Raw genomic sequence first — 18,273 nt, forward strand, 5'->3', positions numbered from 1 at the left:
GCCGATATGTCATTACTCGCTAGGGAATAGGCTGGTCAGCTTGGTGGCCAGCATGACATTGCCGGTTGCTTTTAGCTTGCCGGTCATGAATGCCGTCATGCCATTGATATCGCCACTCATGATGCCTTTTAGCGTGTCAGTCGTTAGGCTTAAGCTAACGGAAGGATCATCGTGTTCACCCTCTTGTACATCCAGCGTGCCATCTTGGATATTTAAGTAGTAGCTACCCGCGTCTGAGAAGTGGAACTGGAACACTTCGTTCATGCCCTTTGCCGCTTCAGGATTAAAGCGCGCTTTCAACTTCTCAAGGGTGTTGTTAGACATAAAATTTCTCTCAATTAGGTAAATCAGACCCAGGCTAGCGATAATAGCCCAAAGAAACAATCGTGATGGCGAGCAAGATTATTTCATACACGCGTTTCAATCAAGCGTCGTGGTCAAACCCGCAACATCTTATCGGGGCAGAGCGCCCATCCTAAAAGACTCAAGCTGACCAATGGAGAACGTCGATGAATGAATGGATAGCGGAAATAGGTACGTTTGTCGTGCAAACCACCATCGTTATGTTGCTGATAGGCATTGGTTTATTTTTGATGGCGCGAACGAAACAAGACAAAGAGAGCGACTTAAAACTTCACATTGAGTCGCTGAATGAGCAACGCCGCCGTCGCGGTCGTCGTCTGCGGTTGACGGCCACGTTACCAGGTGCCCGTAAAAAGCTGCTAAAGACGTTTCGCAACGAAGATAAAAAACGCCATAAAGCGCAAAAAGCTAACCATGATACTACCCATGAACCACGGGTTTGGGTGCTCGATTTTCACGGTGACCTGAAGGCATCGCAAACTGAGCGCTTTGGTCAGGAAGTATCCGCTATTATTGATGTCGCCGCCGAAAATGACGAGGTGGTGATTCGGCTCGAATCCGCCGGTGGCCTGGTACACGCTTATGGGTTGGCAGCCGCACAGTTAGACCGCTTGCGTACGGCAGGGCTCACCACAACCGTATGTATTGATAAGGTGGCAGCGAGCGGTGGCTACCTGATGGCCTGTACCGCCCAGCATATCAAGGCAGCCCCCTTCGCTGTGATCGGCTCTATTGGGGTGGTGGCGCAAGTGCCCAATATTCATCGCTTGCTAAAACGCCACGATATTGACGTGGAGCTCCTAACCGCCGGTAAATACAAACGTACCTTGACCGTGTTGGGTGAAAATACCGAAGAGGGAAAAGCAAAGTTCCTCGAAGATTTAGAGAATACTCACCACTTATTCAAAAGCTATGTGGCTGAGCGGCGTCCCAGCATGGACATTGAAACGATTGCGACAGGTGAGATTTGGTACGGTAGCGAGGCCTTGCCCCAGCTGCTTGTTGACAGTGTGGGCACCAGCGAAGCTTATCTGGTTGAGCGCATGGCCGAGGCGCGTGTCTTTACAGTCAAGCTTGAGCCCCCTAAAACAGTGACTCGTAAACTTGGTTTGGCAGTGTCGGAAGGCGTTGAAAAAGCAGCCCTCAAAGCGCTTGGCTTGATCGACGCCGCTGGTTGGCAGCGGCGCTGAGCATCGTTCTGGGCTATGGTTAATAGCTAAGGTTAACAGCTACGGTTATTTTGTATGATTTTTAGCGATGTTGAAAACTATTAAGAGCTTTATGCTGCGTAGTGGTGTGCCAGGGTAGCAATCACTGCCTTGGCGCTCTCACTGCTCAGCGAATAATAGATGGTTTGTGACTCCCGCCGGGTATTGACGAGTTCATCACGTCTCAAAATGGCTAAGTGTTGTGAAAGCGCCGACTGGCTTAATGCAAGTTGTTGATTAATCTGCGTCACTGACAGCTCTTTTTCGGCAAGTAGGCAGAGTATTTGCAGGCGTTTTTCATTGGCCAGCGCTTTTAGCAGGTTAGTCCCTGCCTCAATAGCGCGACAGTTATGTTCAAGCAGGCGTGTAGCGGCGCTTGTAGAAGCAGACATAATGATCTCCTTGCCTACACTGTTACTTCAGCGTTTTTATGAGCATTGTTATACGTTGTAGTGGCATCGTCGCGTCGCGAGGATCAAGTTGTTTAATGATCTTTAATTTAGCGAGTTTTGTCCAAGTCGCTGTTTAACGATTAATCAATGGTAGGCCGAAGGCCGCTTTCTTGTCGACAATGCTGCTGATCAGGCTGCTACTTTAGTCGCTTTTTAGCCCATAGTATGAGGGTGGGCGGGCGATTTACTTTATACAGTGTCAACAATCATCTCGTATCCTCATTACAATAAAGACAGAGACATCATGAGCCGCTACCAACATACCTTCCAGCAGTCGATAGAGCATCCAGAAGCGTTCTGGGCCGAGCAAGCCAAACGAATTCCTTGGTATACGCCGCCTCAAACCATCCTCAGTTACGATGAGCAGCAGCATGCGCGATGGTTTAGCGATGGTGAAATGAACCTTTGCTTCGCCGCACTTGATTACCACGTTGAAAATGGCCGCGGTGACCAGGCAGCGATTTTCTGGGACTCGCCCGCCGCCCAAGCCAAACTCACCATTAGCTACCGGGATATGCGCGACAAAGTGGCTTACTTTGCGGGGGCGTTGACGCAGTTAGGGGTGGAGAAGGGTGATCGGGTGGTGATTTACATGCCAATGATCCCCGAAGCGCTGGTGGCTATGTACGCCTGCGCCCGGCTTGGTGCCATACACTCGGTGGTATTTGGTGGCTTCGCCCCCCATGAACTGGCGGCACGGATTGAAGACGCCGAGCCTAAAGTGGTGGTTGCCGCTTCCTGCGGTATCGAGCTGGGCAAGGTATTGCCCTATAAGCCAATGGTAGACCAAGCCGTTGAATTAAGCGCCCATAAGCCGGATGCCTGTGTCGTTTATCAGCGGGAAGCGCACCGAGCTGAATTGGAGGAGGGCGACTACGACTGGGAAGAGCTGGTTGCGAAGGCGCCATTTGCTGAGTGCGTGCCGGTGAAGGGAACCGACCCGCTGTATATCCTCTATACTTCAGGCACCACCGGAAAACCCAAAGGCGTTATGCGCGATACGGGTGGCTACGCGGTGGCGCTGGCTTATTCGATGCACGCGATCTACGCCATGGAGCCCGGTGAAGTGTTCTTTACCGCTTCAGATGTGGGCTGGGTCGTCGGGCACTCCTACATTGTTTACGCCCCCTTGCTACTTGGTTGCACCACGGTGGTATACGAGGGCAAGCCGGTAAAAACCCCCGATGCGGGCAGCTTCTGGCGGTTAATCGAGGAGTATCGGGTGAAGAGCTTCTTCACCGCGCCGACGGCGTTTCGCGCGATTAAGAAAGAGGATCCCGATGCCAAACTGCTACAGAACTACGATATCAGCAGCCTAAAGCATCTTTACGTGGCCGGTGAACGCCTCGATCCACCCACGTTTCACTGGCTGGATGACCTTTTGGACGTGCCGGTCATTGATCACTGGTGGCAAACTGAAACTGGCTGGCCCATCGCCGCTAACTTGCCCGGCTTAGAAGCCGTGCCCACCAAGGCAGGATCCGCAACGTTCCCCGTTCCTGGCTTCAATGTGCAAGTGCTCAACCGCGACGGCGAGCAGGCCAAACCCATGGAGCAGGGCAGTGTGGTGATTAAACAGCCCATGCCGCCTGGTTGTTTGACCGGCGTATGGCGCGACGAGAAGCGCTTTCATAGTGCCTATATGGCTGCATTCCCCGGCTACTATTTAACCGGTGATGGCGGTTATTTTGATGAGCAGGGCTACCTGTTCATTATGGGCCGCACCGATGACGTCATTAACGTGGCAGGGCACAGGCTCTCGACCGGTGAAATGGAAGAGGTGGTCGGTGCTCATCCTGCAGTTGCAGAGTGCGCGGTAATTGGGATTCATGACGATCTTAAAGGGCAACTGCCGATTGGCCTGGTGATTCCTAAAGATGGTTTTAATGGCGATGAAGCGACACTGGAGGCCGAGCTAATTGCGCGGGTTCGCGAGCATATTGGCCCTATTGCCTGCTTCAAGCAGGTGTTAGTGGTCGAGCGCTTACCCAAAACCCGCTCGGGTAAAATTCTGCGCAAACTGCTGCGTACGATTGCCGACGGCAAAGAGTTTGGTATTCCCTCGACCATTGATGACCCCACCAGCCTAGCCGATGTTCACGCCGTCATGCGCGAACGCTCGGTAGGTGTCGCTGATAGAGCCACACCACTGGATTGATGCGGCTACTTTTTATTAGCCAAGTGCGAGTGCATGCAGATTACCAGGGGGTGGCAGCTTTCATTGCCTGGCTTTTAATGTCATGTAGAAGCCGTATAATGCGCTCCCGAGAACAGCGCCAGCTTTATCAACGTTGATGTAGCTATGCGCTTACTACGCGAGGGTTCCCTAACCCCTCTTATCTATTAAAAAAAGGTCGACCCGCATGTTTGCATTGAGTGAGACTCAGCACCGCCGTTGCCTACTGGTGATGGTGGCTTTTCATATTGGCATTATTGCCGCCAGTAACTATCTTGTTCAGCTACCGTTTACGCTGTTTGGCTTTCATACCACCTGGGGCGCGTTTAGCTTCCCGTTTATCTTTCTAGCCACTGACCTAACGGTTCGCCTGTTTGGTAAAGGGCCGGCTCGATCGATTATTCTGCGCGTTATGCTTCCCGCGCTGTTGGTCTCCTATGTGGTATCCGTGGTATTTCCCCGCGGCAGCTTTGCCGGGATTGAGGCTCTTTCGGAGTGGAATCTATTTGTCGCCCGCATCGCCCTCGCCAGCTTCTTGGCGTATGTGATTGGACAATTACTGGATGTTCAGGTGTTTGACCGCTTGCGCCAGTGGGCCTGGTGGGTGGCGCCTGTTTGTTCGACGGTGCTGGGTAATCTAGCGGATACCTTTGCGTTCTTCTCGGCAGCGTTCTATAACAGTCCAGACCCGTTTATGGCCGCCAATTGGATGGAAATTGCCGCCGTGGACTATGCGATCAAACTCGCCATTAGTCTGCTGTTCTTCCTGCCGCTGTATGGTTTGTTGCTGGCCTGGCTTACGCGCCGCTTGGTGGTCTGGACAGGTCAAATGGACACAGCAACCCGTACGGCCTAATCGTATAAAGTCCACCATAATCGCCAAGGCTTAGGAGCAAGCATGATGAACGTTGCCACTGTTGATTTGCACTTTATCGATATGCCCGCCGACGAAGCCGCCGCGGATGCCACGCCGCTAGTCGTGATACATGGCTTGTTGGGGAGTGCTGATAACTGGCGTTCGCACTTAAAGGTATGGCAGCGTAGCCGCCGAGTGATTGCGCTTGATCTACGTAACCACGGCCGCTCCCCCCATGCCGAGGGAATGCGTTACGCCACTATGGTGGATGATGTGCTTGCGCTAATGGATAAGCTCTCGATTGAGCGCGCGCATGTGCTTGGCCACTCCATGGGCGGCAAGGTGGCGATCAGTTTGGCACGCTTGGCGCCTGAGCGAGTGGCATCATTAATCGTGGCCGATATCGCTCCGGTGGCTTACGAGCACGGTCACGATGATGTGTTTGCCGCGCTGGACAACGTGCGGCAAGGGCAGCCCAAAAATCGCCGTGAAGCCGATAACCTGCTGGGCGAACATGTCGATTCCCGGCCGACACGCTTGTTTTTAGCCACCAACCTGATGCGCAATGAGGACAACTTGATGGCGCTACGCGTTGGGTTGGATCATATCAAGCAGGGCTATAGTGACATTATTGGCGTGCCGGATGGCGAGCAGCCCTACGAAGGCTCAGCGCTGGTGTTGCGCGGTGGCGATTCCCACTATGTGGCAGACGATATGCTACCTACATTGCGCGACGTGCTGCCCCGTGCCCGCGTGGTAACGCTCAAAAACGCCGGCCACTGGCTACATGCTGACCAGCCAGAAGCGTTTCAGCAAGCCGTCATGGCGTTCATTGACGCTCAATAGGGCAGTCTTAACCGAGCGGGATGACCGTTAGGCCATGTTGTTCCGGGGAACGCAAAAAGCGGTTCAATATACGGTAGCTATCTACATCAAAGCTTGCGGACGCATCGGCTAGGGTTTTGGCCTTGTTAAGGCTTGCCGCACTGCCCAGGTAGCACCATCGGCGAACCACGTGCCAAGCAGGCGCTGTGCTATTCGCTGTTTGCTCTTCAATGGCAATACTGCCTGGCCAGGGCCACACATTAACCTGTAGCTGCATGAGCGCCGCCTTGGCTCGCTGAGTGTGCTGTGCAATCGACTCCTGGCCATGACAGGCGCCAAGGCACTTACCCACCTGATTGGCAAAACAGCGGCCCTTACCTTTTTCAAGCCCCAGTACTCGCGGGCAGAGCTTTTGTTCTTCAGCAACAGCTCTTAATGTGTTCTTAGCCTCTCGTGCATTGCGGAACAAACCGTACAGTGCGCCACTGATTGGCAGGCTCATGGCACTTCCGCTAAGCAGTTCCGGGTGGTTGGCTTCTGCCTCCCAGTGCCAGGTGGTCAGCTTGCGCTGCTTGCGTAGCTGCCGGTTCATAATCGGCATTAACGTTTTCACCAGTTGCGCCTCACGCAACTGGGCGCCTAAATCGCCAGCGGTTTCCTCCCATTCGATATGTTGCACCTGCTGAGCTAGGCGCATCTCTTTATCGTCCTGGTGATCATGCTGAAAGTGGCCTAGTACGCGGCTGCGTAGATTGACGCTTTTGCCCACATACAACGGCAGCCGATTGTGACCGTAAAACAGGTACACGCCAGGGCAGGTGGGCAGCCCTTCAAGCTGAGCGCTGTCTAAATGGGCGGGCAATGTTCGGTGGCGTCGCTCATCACCCAGCAGGTTCTGCCATGCTTCTTCACTGTGCTCAACTTGCCACGTTTGCCAGAGTGACCACAGGGCATCCACATCATCACCAGCCCGGTGGTGGCGGATAGGTGAAATGCCGTAGCGGTTAAGTAACGCTTTCAGATTGTGCTGACGCTCCTGGGGAGCTATCCGCCGCGATAAACGCAGCGTGCATATCAATGAGGCGCGAAAATCTTGCCCCGCGCGCTTAAACTCATTGCGCAAAAAGCTGTAGTCAAAGCGCGCATTGTGAGCAACCAGTTGCCCGTCGCCAAGCCACTCACGTAGTGATTCGGCGATGTGGGTAAACCGTGGCGCCTCTCTCAGCATATCGTCACGAATCCCGGTGAGCTGGGTGATTTGCGCGGGCACTTTACATTCTGGGTATATCAAGCTCGACCAGCGATCAACCAGCTCACCGTTAACGACTTTCAGGGCGACGATTTCGGTAATTCGGTCGCGGGTTGCCCGGGTGCCGGTGGTCTCAACATCGACAAAGATTAATGCTGTTTCGCTCATGCGTCGCCAACGTAGTGAGAGAGTTATCGGTATGTGATTACTGATTATAACGTGTGCGGATCTACCGCTAAACGCGATACCGGCAACACATCGCTAGTAATGCCCGTTTGCTGCAAAAAAGTTTCAAAGGCGGCATAACGTCGGCTATCTAGTGCTGCTGGGTTAAGCGCCATGCGTCGCAGGATGTCCTCCCAGGCCCCAGCATTAATGTCATTATCGAGCACCGGGTGGGTACTAATGAGCAGCTCCCAGGCAGCATCAGGATTGTCGACGATCCAGTGACTCGCCTGCTCAAGGGCAAGCACAAAGCGAGACCACGTATCGGCGCGGCGGGCAAGGGTATCGCTATTGGCCAGCACTACTAAGCCGTCACTACGGGGAAGATCCAGCTCATCGAAACGAATGATGTGGGTGTTAATCCCTTCCGTTGCTAGCTGCTGGGGAAGGTAGTGATAAAAACCATCCGAGACTGCGTCGATTTGGCCTTCCCGCATTGCTCGTATTGGGTCGAAGTGTAAGTTGACCGGTGCTGCGAAATCATCGGTTTGCTGTACTGAGCGGGGTAGTAACCGAGGAATACTCAGGTCGCGGCCTTCTCCAGTGGTATAACCGTAATGTAACCCTGCCAAAGTATTTTCAGTTTCCGCTTGTTCTTCCCCCGCCACAATGACCGCCGTAAGCGACGTTTCAATCAGTGTCGCAATCCGGATAATCGGTGCGCCGTTATGGGCTTGTAGATGAAGCAGCGGCTGGCGCGTTAACGCTAGATCAACCTCGCCTGCGGTTAGCAGCTTGATGGCGATGGAAGGGTCGGCCGGTGACTGAATCTCTACCTCAAGCCCTTGGTTAATATACAGGCCTCGTTCTTTCGCAATCACCAAGGCAGCGTGCTGTGGGCTTAGGTACCAATCCAGCATCAGCGTCAGGTGTTTAACCGGCGGTGGCTCAAGAGGCGGGGCTGGGGAAAGTGCCATAGTGGGCGCTGCTTCGGTATCACTTTCACTTTCCCTTTCAACGGGTCGCCATAAGCCATCCGGCACCTCAACGTCGGTATCCAACGTTAGGGGGGCGGTTTCATGACTGCTTACTTCATTCTCTTCATTTGCGTAACTAGCTGAATTAAAAAATAATAACGTAAAGATGAGGCTCAACAGGGTAGGGTGCCAATAGCGTGACAGGCAGCGCAACATAGTCAGTAACTCCAAATGTTGTAACGGCGAAGTGTAGCCGCCCGGGAAAGCTTCTGACTAGCCCTTTAACCACAAGGGCGCGTGGAGAAGACACAGTAAATTCAACGGTTACATGTAATAATAGCGCTGTATTGATGTAGAGACGGAGAGTCATGGACGCAATTTATATGTTCTTTTTGGTAGGCGGCTCGCTGATGGCGCTCAGTATCTTGGCCAGCCGCTTATCGTCAATGATGGGTGTGCCACTACTGCTGATCTTCCTTGGGCTAGGTATGCTAGCAGGTGAAGAAGGCGTGCTAGGCGTTGTGTTCGATGACTACTCCATGGCTTTTGCAATCGGCCATCTCGCGCTCGCCATGATTTTGTTAGACGGTGGTCTACGTACTCGCCTCAAAACCTTCCGGGTAGGTTTTAAGCCCGCGCTCTCTCTCGCGACCTTTGGGGTCTTTATCACCAGCGCTATTGTTGGCGTGATCGCGATGTGGATTTTTGATCTCACCATCGTGCAGGGTCTGTTGGTCGGTGCCATTGTTGGTTCTACCGATGCCGCTGCGGTGTTCTCCATGCTCAGTGGCCGCGGGGTCAATCTTAACGAGCGGGTAGGCGCCACGCTTGAAATTGAATCGGGTACCAACGACCCGATGGCGATTTTCCTAACCTTGATGCTGGTAGAGCTGTTAGTTGGCGATATTGGTGGCCCCACCGAAACGCTGCTGTTTTTTATTGCCCAGTTCGGCATTGGCTTGATTGTCGGCCTGGGTGGCGGCTGGCTGAGCGCTAAACTGCTGCGCTGGCTAGACTTGGCACCCGGCCTATATGCGATGTTGGCATTAGCGCTTGGCTTCAGTGTGTTTGGCCTAACCAGTGTGCTGGGTGGCAGCGGCTTCCTGGCTATCTACTTGGCCGGTTTGATGATTGGTAATCAGCCGGGTCGCCATCTCAACTTTATCCTCCCTGTTCACGATGGCCTCGCATGGCTTAGCCAGATTGGCCTGTTCCTGGTGCTTGGCCTGCTGGTGACGCCGAGTGAACTGTGGGACGTGGCACTACCTGCCGGCTTGGTGGCGCTGGCGCTTATCTTTGTTGCGCGCCCCTTGGCCGTGCTGATCACTATCAAACCGTTCTTTAAATTCCGCTGGCGGGAAACCTTCTTTATTGCCTGGGTCGGTTTAAGAGGGGCAGTGCCCATCGTACTGGCTATCTTCCCGGTGATTGGTGGGGTTGAAAACGCTTCACTCTACTTTAACGTCGCGTTTGCCGTGGTATTGATGTCGCTGCTAATTCAAGGCGGCTCGCTGACGCTGATGGCCAAGTGGTTGAAGGTAGAAGTACCGGTAGGCACCGTGCCTAACCGACGCGGCCCGCTGGGCATTTTGCCAGAAAACGATTTTGAGCTATTTGTTTACGGCGTAGAGAACCAGGATTTGGAGGACGTGCCTATCCGGCTTCTCCGCTTCCCATCCGGGGCGCTGATTTCGGCGCTGTTCCGCAACCACACCATGCTTCACCCCAAGGGCAGCACGCGCTTAAAACTTGGGGACGTGATTTGCGTTATCGGCCGCTCAGAAGACCTGTACTCCCTTAACCGGCTATTCAATGGCGATGCCAAACTCAAGCAGGAACGTGCCTTCTTCGGCACCTTTACCCTGGATGGCAGCGCACAAATGCAGGATATCGCCCAGGCCTATGGCCTAACACTAAGCCCCGGTGAGCAAAACATGACCCTGGCTGAGTTTATTGCCCTACGCGTGGGTGGGCACCCGGTCGTCGGGGATGATGTAGATTGGCACGGTATTCATTGGGTAGTCAGCGATATGGAAGGCGGCAAGATTACCCGCGTCGGGTTACGTTTGTACTAAAGGCGTTGACTTCCAAGGGAAAGCTGTTATTATACGCACCCATAAGCCGGAGGGATGGCAGAGCGGTTGAATGCACCGGTCTTGAAAACCGGCGTAGGTGAATAACCTACCCAGGGTTCGAATCCCTGTCCCTCCGCCATAACGCTTTAAAAGGCCCGCTAATCGCGGGCTTTTTTTCGTCTGTACTCCGCATAATCAATAACTTACGTTCGCATGGTGTTTTATCGGGTTGCACAGCATCGCACACAAGCGCAAACTCTATGTTGGGTGGGATGTTGGGTAAGGAGTTAGGAGCCCGTTATGCCAAGACAAACGAAGCCGTTAACCGCGCTGGAAGTGAAGCGACTCACACAACGCGGCCTCTATGCCGCTGGTGAAGTGCCTGGTTTATATCTGCAGGTCGCCAAGACTGGCACCCGGTCGTGGGTGTTGCGTTACGCCACTGGTGAGACGCGCCTAGCTGAATCTGGTAAGCCGTTCAAAGTGCGTCGTGATATGGGACTGGGGAGTTACCCCGGTGTCACGTTGGCACTGGCCCGCGAGAAGGCCCGCGCTATTCGTGAAAAGCTGGATGCTGGTATAGATCCTGTTGCCGAAAGAAAAGCCGCTGGTCAATCACGCCGCGCTGCTGAGCTGGCGCTTATCACCTTCACCGATGCGGCCGCCGCGGTTATCAAGATTAAGCAGGCAGAGAGCCGCAACCAAAAGCACGGTAAGCAATGGCAAGCCACGCTAGAAACCTACGCCTTTCCCACCTTGGGAAAAATGGCCGTTTCAGATATTGAGCTGGTACACGTCAAGCAAGTGCTGCAACCGATCTGGGAAACCAAAACGGAAACCGCTACCCGTGTTAGGCAGCGAATTGAAGCGGTATTGAGCTGGGCAACCGTCAACGGCCACCGCAGCGGCGATAACCCGGCACGCTGGAAAGGCAACCTCGACACCATACTGCCGTCACCGTCCAAAGTGGCGAAGGTGGAACACCACCGCGCCATGCCGATCGCCGCCATGCGGACGTTCTGGCAATCCCTCGATCTGCGCACCGGGGACGCGGCCAAGTGCCTGGCGTTCACGATCCTGACCGGCTGCCGTTCTGGTGAAACCCGTGGCGCTCGCTGGGATGAAATAGACCTGGCCAACGCCACCTGGACGATACCCGCCAGCCGCATGAAGGCAGGCAAGGAACACCGCGTTCCCTTATCCGCGCCAGCATTGGCCTTGCTCAAAGAGCAGTCCCAGGCGCGGGAATACGTCTTTATAAGCCCTCAAGGCAAGCTGCTGTCTGATGCCGCCATGACCGCCTTACTCCGCCGCATGAAAGAGGATCACCGGGCAACGGTTCACGGTTTCCGGTCAACGTTCAGGGATTGGATGGCAGAGCGCACCGGTACCCCTCACGAAGTGGCAGAGGCAGCACTGGCGCATAGCATCCGCAACGGCACAGAGGCGGCTTACCGCCGCAGCGACCTATACGCCAAGCGTGCCCGCGTGATGGATCAGTGGGCCGCTTTCGTAACCGTGCCTGCCCCGGCTGGCGCTGGCAATGTTGCACCGATCAGGGGAGAGGTGGCCACCGATGGATGATGATCTGAAGGCGATCCAAGACGATCTGGACAGAGTGCTAGAGCGGTTGGGCAAATACCTTCACCGCGGTCAATATGGCTTTTGCAACTTAACTCCGCGTAAGCGCACTTACGAGCGTCGCCCTGATGCACAGTTTGCGCCACCACCCTGGATACTTGATGGCCCGGTCACTTCACCAAGGGAAGATGCCGCTCGAGTTATTTTCCAGTATGTCTGTGGGCGCCAGCGGGAACAAATCACCCGTTACACCAATATGGCACAAGTGATTTTTGATGTTGGCTGTATTAGGCGCCAGCGTGAGGAAAAAACGGTTGAACTCATTGAAAAGCATGGAGAGGATTTAGGCCATTTGCTGGCTGCAATCGATGCCCTGTCGAATGTTTACGCCCATGGGTGGCAGCCCCTTGAAACTATCCAAATGGAGATGCTTGGGCACGCTGCAAGCTCTTACCGTTCTAAGCATGTGGAGTATATCGGGCAGGAGTTTGGTTTACAGTCACACCCCAAGCGCGAAGTAGATAAACGCGCTGAACAAAGGTTCTCGGCGGTGCTAACCGTCTTTAATAAAAATCGCCAGGATCCTAAACGCTATCCCATAGGAGAACCATTATTTGAACTTGCTGGCGAGCCGTATGGTATGTCTGCTTCGGTGGTAAGCCGTGCGTACTATGCGCCTGGAATGCAAAAAGAATTGAAAAAATTAGGCAATAAAATGGATAGCTTTGGTAATTCCAATAAGTCGTAATTGTCAAAAAGAGTAAAAAACTGACAATTACTCCAATCCGTCACAACGCCATGCTTTACCCCGTTAGCCAATACGACGAGGTAAAGCAGCATGACAGCGAAAACGAAACCCCAGATACCCGCCAAGCCCGGCAATGAATTCCTAAGCGCTGAACAAGCCGCTAACCGCTACGGCGTCCACCGCGCCAGCATTTACCGCTGGGCAAAAGAAAGCACCTTTCCTGCACCGATCAAACTAGGCCCAAACGTTACGCGCTGGGCATTGGCAGACCTTGAAGCATGGGAAAAAAACCAGCGGGAGGCGTGCTAATGCTTGCCAATGCGACGCCCTGCGTTTACGCTGATGGAGCTGGCGCAAAATCGTCAGCCGGGTTTGGCGACCCGAATACTTCTAGGCGCACTAGCGCCCACCATGAATCAGGCGCTTTTTTAATGCCTGGCATTCATGATTATGGTGGTTGTGCGTGGGAGACCTTCGGGTCTGCCGGTTTCCTAGAGTGCCGGTTCGCCAACCTGCGTACAGCCACCCCCACCAACTGTTTGGCGACAGTCGGGGGCGGCTCCTCAACTCTAGGAGTCACACCCATGGCATTACTACGCCTGTCCAACGTCATTACCCGCAACTTATCCAGCCGTGCCGCTGCCCATCGAGCAATGGCGAAAGCCGCCTTGTTTGCCAACAGCAGCGCCAGCACCCGCCTAAAGCGTTACAACCACCACATTGAAAAAGCCCAACAGCTAGAAGCCCGCGCCCTGGAAACTGCACAACGCAGCGCCGGGGGTGTGGCATGAGTTCCGTTAAGCCCCAGCTCGACAAACTAGAGGATCTGCTAGGCAACATTAGCGGCCTTACTGACATCATCCAGCAAGACCTATCCCGCAAAGGCTGCGAGGGCGAAACAGTTACCCTCAATGACAACCATATGGGTCACTTGCTATCTGCCATTGATGAGTTAGCCAATCGCGGTTATGACGCCCTTGAGGCTATTGATAAAGCCACGCAAGAGCAGGGGGTGGTGTCATGAAACAGGTTTACCATTACACCAATCAGACCCAAAAGCTGCCCTTGATACTCGAGGCCGGGCACTTGCTGCCCCGCGCCGATCAGGAAGGCGAGCAGCCGTTACTCTGGTTTTCAGCGCATCCGTTCTGGGAGCCGACTGCAACAAAGTCGCGTTGGATGGGTGGCTTCTTGCAACAGCTCACTTTTGCAGAATATCGAAACAGCGTCGGTTGTGTGCGGTTTGCATTGCCTGCTGATGATACACGCCTGATGCCCTGGCGAGCAGCCAGCAAGTTTGCAGGCATCCCCAAGCGCCACGTTTACGCCATGGAAGAGGTAGGAAGTGAGCAAGGCGTCAACCCAAAGCAATGGTTTGCTGTTCCTAGCGCTGTCCCGTTGACTGAAGTTCGAATTGAAGTGTTAAGCGGCGATAAGTGGGAGGTGGTGTCATGAATCACACTCAGACCCACGCCGAAGACATCCAAGACATGATGGCCGCTATTGTTGGCCTGGCGGACTTGCTCGAGCAGGATGGCTGTAGAGAAGGCAGTGAAGACGATCCGCAAATGCTTGGGCGTTTCCACCGCGGTTGCATGGTCACGGCCATTAAGCACCTATCGCATCACGCCAGCTCACGCGCTGACACCATCCTCGAGCTAGAAGCCCGCAAGGCCGCTGGCGCTGGGGGTGATGTATGAATACCCGCCAAACGCACCTGACCTTAGACCAAGTAACCGCGCTGGTGGCCATTGGTGACAAGGTGGACGATCTAGCTGAAGAGCTTCAAGCTGATAGCGTGGCCGCTGAAGCCATTGCTCACTATGCCCATGCCTGTCACCACATATCGGAAGCCACCAACGCGCTATTGGAAGCGATGAGCTTCATCCAGCACCCGATCACCCAGGCGTCAAAGCGTGTGGTGCTGTCGCTGTGTGCCGATGATGCCCACGACTTAGCGCACCTGCTGAAAGACGCCGCCAAGCAATTCGAGCAAGGCCCGCGGATGCTGCAAGTAACCGCTGAAGATGCTGATATTCGCATGGGCCGTGATGGCCTGATGGTGGGCACGATCAAGGTAGCCGATAAGGCAGGGGGTAGCGATGGAAGCTAGCACCCAAAACAGAGCAGCCCGGCGCAATGGCCGGGCTGTCGCGCCACCTACCAAAGCAAACGCGAAGCCTGAGCATAGCACACGCCCGGACGTTTACGCTTTGCTGTCACGCCTGGAAAAGGTGAAAGAGAACGGCCCCGGTCGCTGGCTGGCGTGCTGTCCAGCCCACCAAGACCGATCACCGAGCCTTGCAGTACGTGAAACGCCAGACGGCACCGTCCTAGTGAAGTGCTTTGCCGAGTGCCCCACGCCGGACGTGCTAGCAGCCGTGGGCCTAGAGCTTAAAGATCTGTTCCCGCAGCGTGACCGGGATGACTACCACGCCAGCAGGCGCCCTGGTGAGCGTTGGGTTCCCCGTGACGTGCTAAGCGCCATAGCACAAGAGGCGCTGATTACTCTACTAGCAGCGGAAGCCACACACCGGGGCGAACGGCTGGCGCGTGCCGATCTTGACCGACTGGCCACCGCTGCCGGTCGTTTGCGTAACGCGGCAAGGGAGGTGGGTTGCCATGTATGAGGCTACACAAGCAAGGGGGGCTACCTGGCTAGATGATTACGCCCAGAACCGCCAGCCCGGAGCGCCCAAGCCATTACTGCCACTGCCTAGCGCCTTGGCACCGGTAGCCCCGTTTCAGCCTGACATGCTGCCTGATGCTATCAGCGCCTATGTGATGGACGTAGCCGACCGCCAGCAGTGCCCGCCTGACTTTGTAGCCGTGACGGCAATCTGTGCGCTGTCTGCACTGGTAGGCCGTAAGGTGCTGGTATGCCCCAAGCAGCGGGATGATTGGACAGTCACACCCAACCAATGGGGCGCGATCATTGGACGCCCCAGCGCCATGAAAAGCCCCAGCATGAAAGCCGCACTTGCCCCGCTGGTGCGGATCCAGCAAGACGCCAGCGACAACCACAGCGAAGCCCTTCAGCAGTACAAGGCAGAGCAAAAGCTGGCTGAGCTGGAAAAGAAGGCCACGGAGGACAAAGCCAAAAAGCTACATCAGCAGGGCAAGCGAGACGAAGCGTTAGCCGTTTTGGTAGAGGCCGAGTATGAAGCACCGGCCCCAGGTAAGCCGCGGCTTATCGTTAATGACGCCACCGTTGAAAAACTAGGGGAGCTGCTAAACGAGAACCCCAACGGCCTTATCCTGGTGCGTGATGAGTTAGCGGGCTGGTTAGGTAAGCTGGCGCAGGATGACTACCAAAGCGACCGCGCCTTTTACCTCGAGTGCTTTGACGGTAACGGACGCTTTACCTATGACCGCATAGGCCGGGGCACCATCGAGATAGAGAACTGCACCCTATCCATGATTGGCGGCATTCAACCCGACAAGATAGCCCCCATCGTACGCAGCGCCAGCAATGGCACCGCCAACGATGGATTGGTTCAGCGCCTTCAGCTAGCCGTGTGGCCAGACGATCTGAGGCAATGGCGCTGGCGTGACCGCGCCCCTGACCCCCAGGCACGGCACGCATACGAGCAAACCTTTTACAGGCTGCAAGGGCTGGCGCTAGAAACCGATGCCGAAGGTGAGCCGCCAGCGTGGCGCTTCACCCCAGAGGCTCAGGCGCTATTCATTGAGTGGATGGAAGGTATCAACGCTGAGGCCCGTGAAAGCGACCTGGCGCCAGCGCTGGAAAGCCACCTACTCAAGATGCCCCAGACCATCGCCGGGCTGGCGCTGCTGTTTGAATTGATAGAGGGGGAAGGTGGATCCGTTGGCGGGGTAGCCGCTGCCCGCGCCCTTGAATGGGCAGACTACCTAAAGACCCATGCAGAGCGCCTATACAGCGCAGCCACCAACCGGGGAGCCATAGGGGCCGCGCTGATAGTTAAGCGCCGGGATAAGCTGCCTACCCCGTTCACATCGCGAGACGTACGCCGCAAGCAATGGACAGGCATGGATAGCACAGAGGCAGTACGTGACGCTCTTGACGTGCTGGTGGAACACCACCACCTGACCGCGCTGGAAGTGCCAACCACCACTAAGCCTAGAACGGATTACCACTGGCACCCGGAATTGGTACCGGTTGGGGAGGTGCGCTAATGGGACGCTGGCTATCTAAAATCCAGAAAAGCCCTATGTGTGTTACTGACAAAACTGACTTATTAGAATCTGTCAGAAAAGTCAGTGACACAACTGGGGCATTTAGCAAAACGGCAGGTGCTGCCGCTGCAATCCAGAAAAGCCCCATGCGTGCAACTGACAAAACTGACTTATCCAAATCTGTCAGAAAAGTCAGTAACACAACTAAGGCATTTCAGGAAAAACAGGGGGGAGGTGCTGGCGATGTAGATGCCATGTTAGACACGCTGAAGGCCATAGGTCGTGACCTTGGTGGCGATCTTGAGAGGCTGGCACGTGAAAGGCTGATGCCGTTGACTAATCCTGTGCGTGCTGAAGTTATCGCAGCCCTAGATGATGCGTTTACGGTAGCACCTGACCTACCTAGTGCCCGCCAGCAATGCCGCCACCTGCTAACAGACATGGGCACCATGGCAGCTGCCAAAGCCTGCTGGCCTGCTTTGCCTGAACCTGTTGGTGAGGTGCCCACCACAAACCGCCAGCAAACCGTTATGCCCATCATAGAGCCCTGGCTGGTGATGATAGAGCGGCATTGCCCGCTGGTGGCTGAAGATAAGCGCTATATCCGCGTGAGGCTGGTTACCTTGGCCCCAGGTCACGCCATGCGCCTAGCCCGCCAGTACGTTGAAGCGTGGCAGCAGGCAGAGCAGCAAGAACCACGCAGCCACGCTAAGGACAATGCAGGCCGCCGCGCTGCCAACCTCCTGCTAATGAGTGGCCATAAGTCTAAGCGCCTTCAGTAACCCCCAGCCCGGCACCTGCTGGGCTTTTTTTACGCCTGAGCGCTGAAACTGTATATTCATTCAGTAAAGACGATCACGCCAACCACCGGGGGGTACTATGCGCCGCACCAATCAAAGCCGCCGAAACTTCGCGACCGACGCCCGCAAGATTAACGATAACGCCTTTAAGCACACCTACCGGGGGGCTGAAGAGTACCGGGATGAACGCCTAGAAAGTGAGCGCGAACTTTTGGAGCGCCGCCTATCTTGGGCCATAGGCCGGGGGGATAATGCTGGCGTGAAGCGAATACAGCGCCGCCTTGATCAGCTTGCTGATGAAGCGCTGACCGATATTGACGCAGGTTGCACCCCCGGGCACCTGGAGCGCTGGAAGCGAGATCTGCAGCCGTAAGCCGCTGGTCCTGAAAAACGCCTGGGTCCTCCTGGACGGCCGTACCGGTAGCTACGGGGGCGCAGACTCTCGATTTCGCGCTATTTATGAGAACTTTCCAAGGCGAGGTTGTTGTTTTGTTATCGCTTCCCCTTTGGCCTATAGACTGCGTGGTTGCTGGGGATGCTCCTTTTTTCCCATTCTGAAGCACCAACTAAAACAACCTAATCTGCAAAAGCTAGCGATACGGTTGCACCGTGATCAGAGCCGGTACTAGACGCGCTTTTG

21 protein-coding genes and 1 tRNA gene are annotated in these 18,273 nt (G+C 55.0%); 18 read left to right on the top strand and 4 right to left on the bottom strand.

Features of this window, described 5'->3' with window-relative positions:
* Positions 1-12 precede the first annotated feature (12 nt).
* A complete protein-coding gene (locus KO116_RS10660) occupies positions 13-324 on the bottom strand; it encodes an SCP2 sterol-binding domain-containing protein (RefSeq protein WP_035555706.1) in 312 nt (103 codons plus the stop codon).
* A gap of 185 nt (positions 325-509) precedes the next feature.
* Between KO116_RS10660 and sohB the strand changes: the two genes are divergently transcribed.
* A complete protein-coding gene (gene sohB / locus KO116_RS10665; RefSeq protein ID WP_035555709.1) occupies positions 510-1,553 on the top strand; it encodes a protease SohB in 1,044 nt (347 codons plus the stop codon).
* A gap of 89 nt (positions 1,554-1,642) precedes the next feature.
* Here the strand turns inward: sohB and KO116_RS10670 are convergent, their stop codons facing one another.
* Complete coding sequence (locus tag KO116_RS10670; protein WP_035555712.1) at positions 1,643-1,963, bottom strand: ArsR/SmtB family transcription factor; 321 nt, start codon at positions 1,961-1,963, stop codon at positions 1,643-1,645.
* Between the two features lie 304 nt (positions 1,964-2,267).
* Between KO116_RS10670 and KO116_RS10675 the strand changes: the two genes are divergently transcribed.
* The 3 genes from KO116_RS10675 to KO116_RS10685 all read left to right on the top strand — a co-directional run bounded on the left by KO116_RS10675 (position 2,268) and on the right by KO116_RS10685 (position 5,901).
* Entirely contained in the window at positions 2,268-4,181 is a 1,914-nt protein-coding gene (locus KO116_RS10675) for a propionyl-CoA synthetase (protein WP_035555715.1), read from the top strand.
* 205 nt (positions 4,182-4,386) lie between these two features.
* Complete coding sequence (locus KO116_RS10680; RefSeq protein ID WP_035555718.1) at positions 4,387-5,055, top strand: 7-cyano-7-deazaguanine/7-aminomethyl-7-deazaguanine transporter; 669 nt, start codon at positions 4,387-4,389, stop codon at positions 5,053-5,055.
* A gap of 42 nt (positions 5,056-5,097) precedes the next feature.
* Complete coding sequence (locus KO116_RS10685) at positions 5,098-5,901, top strand: alpha/beta fold hydrolase (protein WP_035555721.1); 804 nt, start codon at positions 5,098-5,100, stop codon at positions 5,899-5,901.
* A 7-nt stretch (positions 5,902-5,908) separates the two neighbouring features.
* Here KO116_RS10685 and KO116_RS10690 read toward each other — a convergent pair whose 3' ends face one another.
* Positions 5,909-7,297, bottom strand: coding sequence for a 3'-5' exonuclease family protein (locus tag KO116_RS10690; RefSeq protein ID WP_035555724.1), 1,389 nt, complete (start codon positions 7,295-7,297; stop codon positions 5,909-5,911).
* 44 nt (positions 7,298-7,341) lie between these two features.
* Positions 7,342-8,487 carry an ABC transporter substrate-binding protein gene (locus KO116_RS10695; protein WP_035555729.1) on the bottom strand — a complete coding sequence of 382 codons (1,146 nt, stop codon included), beginning with the start codon at positions 8,485-8,487 and terminating at the stop codon, positions 7,342-7,344.
* A 152-nt stretch (positions 8,488-8,639) separates the two neighbouring features.
* Here KO116_RS10695 and KO116_RS10700 point away from each other — a divergent pair, with 152 nt between their 5' ends.
* The 14 genes from KO116_RS10700 (at position 8,640) to KO116_RS10765 (ending at position 18,006) form a co-directional block, all read left to right on the top strand.
* Positions 8,640-10,346, top strand: a complete 1,707-nt coding sequence (locus KO116_RS10700; RefSeq protein WP_035555732.1) for a potassium/proton antiporter — start codon at positions 8,640-8,642, stop codon at positions 10,344-10,346.
* 48 nt (positions 10,347-10,394) lie between these two features.
* Positions 10,395-10,485: transfer RNA gene (locus tag KO116_RS10705), tRNA-Ser, on the top strand.
* 161 nt (positions 10,486-10,646) lie between these two features.
* Positions 10,647-11,930, top strand: coding sequence for a tyrosine-type recombinase/integrase (locus KO116_RS10710; protein ID WP_035555734.1), 1,284 nt, complete (start codon positions 10,647-10,649; stop codon positions 11,928-11,930).
* Entirely contained in the window at positions 11,923-12,675 is a 753-nt protein-coding gene (locus KO116_RS10715) for a hypothetical protein (RefSeq protein ID WP_035555737.1), read from the top strand. Before KO116_RS10710 ends, KO116_RS10715 begins: the two co-directional genes overlap by 8 nt.
* A 90-nt stretch (positions 12,676-12,765) precedes the next feature.
* Positions 12,766-12,984 (top strand): helix-turn-helix transcriptional regulator, encoded by a 219-nt coding sequence (locus KO116_RS10720; protein ID WP_045812115.1) that lies wholly within the window; start codon positions 12,766-12,768, stop codon positions 12,982-12,984.
* Between the two features lie 275 nt (positions 12,985-13,259).
* Positions 13,260-13,466 (top strand): hypothetical protein, encoded by a 207-nt coding sequence (locus tag KO116_RS10725; protein ID WP_045812116.1) that lies wholly within the window; start codon positions 13,260-13,262, stop codon positions 13,464-13,466.
* A complete protein-coding gene (locus KO116_RS10730) occupies positions 13,463-13,699 on the top strand; it encodes a hypothetical protein (protein WP_035555739.1) in 237 nt (78 codons plus the stop codon). Before KO116_RS10725 ends, KO116_RS10730 begins: the two co-directional genes overlap by 4 nt.
* A complete protein-coding gene (locus KO116_RS10735) occupies positions 13,696-14,130 on the top strand; it encodes a hypothetical protein (RefSeq protein WP_035555740.1) in 435 nt (144 codons plus the stop codon). Before KO116_RS10730 ends, KO116_RS10735 begins: the two co-directional genes overlap by 4 nt.
* Positions 14,127-14,375 (top strand): hypothetical protein, encoded by a 249-nt coding sequence (locus KO116_RS10740; RefSeq protein WP_035555742.1) that lies wholly within the window; start codon positions 14,127-14,129, stop codon positions 14,373-14,375. Before KO116_RS10735 ends, KO116_RS10740 begins: the two co-directional genes overlap by 4 nt.
* Complete coding sequence (locus KO116_RS10745) at positions 14,372-14,788, top strand: hypothetical protein (RefSeq protein ID WP_035555745.1); 417 nt, start codon at positions 14,372-14,374, stop codon at positions 14,786-14,788. Before KO116_RS10740 ends, KO116_RS10745 begins: the two co-directional genes overlap by 4 nt.
* Positions 14,778-15,305, top strand: coding sequence for a hypothetical protein (locus KO116_RS10750; RefSeq protein WP_052703756.1), 528 nt, complete (start codon positions 14,778-14,780; stop codon positions 15,303-15,305). The genes KO116_RS10745 and KO116_RS10750 overlap by 11 nt, the downstream gene beginning before the upstream one ends.
* Positions 15,298-16,833: a YfjI family protein gene (locus KO116_RS10755; RefSeq protein ID WP_045812117.1), complete on the top strand. Its 1,536-nt coding sequence runs from the start codon at positions 15,298-15,300 to the stop codon at positions 16,831-16,833. Before KO116_RS10750 ends, KO116_RS10755 begins: the two co-directional genes overlap by 8 nt.
* Before the next feature lie 146 nt (positions 16,834-16,979).
* Entirely contained in the window at positions 16,980-17,615 is a 636-nt protein-coding gene (locus tag KO116_RS10760; RefSeq protein ID WP_144408581.1) for a hypothetical protein, read from the top strand.
* A gap of 97 nt (positions 17,616-17,712) precedes the next feature.
* Positions 17,713-18,006: a hypothetical protein gene (locus KO116_RS10765; protein WP_035555750.1), complete on the top strand. Its 294-nt coding sequence runs from the start codon at positions 17,713-17,715 to the stop codon at positions 18,004-18,006.
* Positions 18,007-18,273 lie beyond the last annotated feature (267 nt).

The organism is Halomonas sp. KO116 (assembly GCF_000734975.2).
In the GTDB taxonomy this organism is placed as follows: domain Bacteria; phylum Pseudomonadota; class Gammaproteobacteria; order Pseudomonadales; family Halomonadaceae; genus Vreelandella; species Vreelandella glaciei.

Bases quoted from the DNA above. Each gene is read 5' to 3' on its own strand.
- KO116_RS10660 (WP_035555706.1), bottom strand. From the start codon at position 324: ATGTCTAACAACACCCTTGAGAAGTTGAAAGCGCGCTTTAATCCTGAA.
- sohB (WP_035555709.1), top strand. From the start codon at position 510: ATGAATGAATGGATAGCGGAAATAGGTACGTTTGTCGTGCAAACCACC.
- KO116_RS10670 (WP_035555712.1), bottom strand. From the start codon at position 1,963: ATGTCTGCTTCTACAAGCGCCGCTACACGCCTGCTTGAACATAACTGT.
- KO116_RS10675 (WP_035555715.1), top strand. From the start codon at position 2,268: ATGAGCCGCTACCAACATACCTTCCAGCAGTCGATAGAGCATCCAGAA.
- KO116_RS10680 (WP_035555718.1), top strand. From the start codon at position 4,387: ATGTTTGCATTGAGTGAGACTCAGCACCGCCGTTGCCTACTGGTGATG.
- KO116_RS10685 (WP_035555721.1), top strand. From the start codon at position 5,098: ATGATGAACGTTGCCACTGTTGATTTGCACTTTATCGATATGCCCGCC.
- KO116_RS10690 (WP_035555724.1), bottom strand. From the start codon at position 7,297: ATGAGCGAAACAGCATTAATCTTTGTCGATGTTGAGACCACCGGCACC.
- KO116_RS10695 (WP_035555729.1), bottom strand. From the start codon at position 8,487: ATGTTGCGCTGCCTGTCACGCTATTGGCACCCTACCCTGTTGAGCCTC.
- KO116_RS10700 (WP_035555732.1), top strand. From the start codon at position 8,640: ATGGACGCAATTTATATGTTCTTTTTGGTAGGCGGCTCGCTGATGGCG.
- KO116_RS10710 (WP_035555734.1), top strand. From the start codon at position 10,647: ATGCCAAGACAAACGAAGCCGTTAACCGCGCTGGAAGTGAAGCGACTC.
- KO116_RS10715 (WP_035555737.1), top strand. From the start codon at position 11,923: ATGGATGATGATCTGAAGGCGATCCAAGACGATCTGGACAGAGTGCTA.
- KO116_RS10720 (WP_045812115.1), top strand. From the start codon at position 12,766: ATGACAGCGAAAACGAAACCCCAGATACCCGCCAAGCCCGGCAATGAA.
- KO116_RS10725 (WP_045812116.1), top strand. From the start codon at position 13,260: ATGGCATTACTACGCCTGTCCAACGTCATTACCCGCAACTTATCCAGC.
- KO116_RS10730 (WP_035555739.1), top strand. From the start codon at position 13,463: ATGAGTTCCGTTAAGCCCCAGCTCGACAAACTAGAGGATCTGCTAGGC.
- KO116_RS10735 (WP_035555740.1), top strand. From the start codon at position 13,696: ATGAAACAGGTTTACCATTACACCAATCAGACCCAAAAGCTGCCCTTG.
- KO116_RS10740 (WP_035555742.1), top strand. From the start codon at position 14,127: ATGAATCACACTCAGACCCACGCCGAAGACATCCAAGACATGATGGCC.
- KO116_RS10745 (WP_035555745.1), top strand. From the start codon at position 14,372: ATGAATACCCGCCAAACGCACCTGACCTTAGACCAAGTAACCGCGCTG.
- KO116_RS10750 (WP_052703756.1), top strand. From the start codon at position 14,778: ATGGAAGCTAGCACCCAAAACAGAGCAGCCCGGCGCAATGGCCGGGCT.
- KO116_RS10755 (WP_045812117.1), top strand. From the start codon at position 15,298: ATGTATGAGGCTACACAAGCAAGGGGGGCTACCTGGCTAGATGATTAC.
- KO116_RS10760 (WP_144408581.1), top strand. From the start codon at position 16,980: ATGCGTGCAACTGACAAAACTGACTTATCCAAATCTGTCAGAAAAGTC.
- KO116_RS10765 (WP_035555750.1), top strand. From the start codon at position 17,713: ATGCGCCGCACCAATCAAAGCCGCCGAAACTTCGCGACCGACGCCCGC.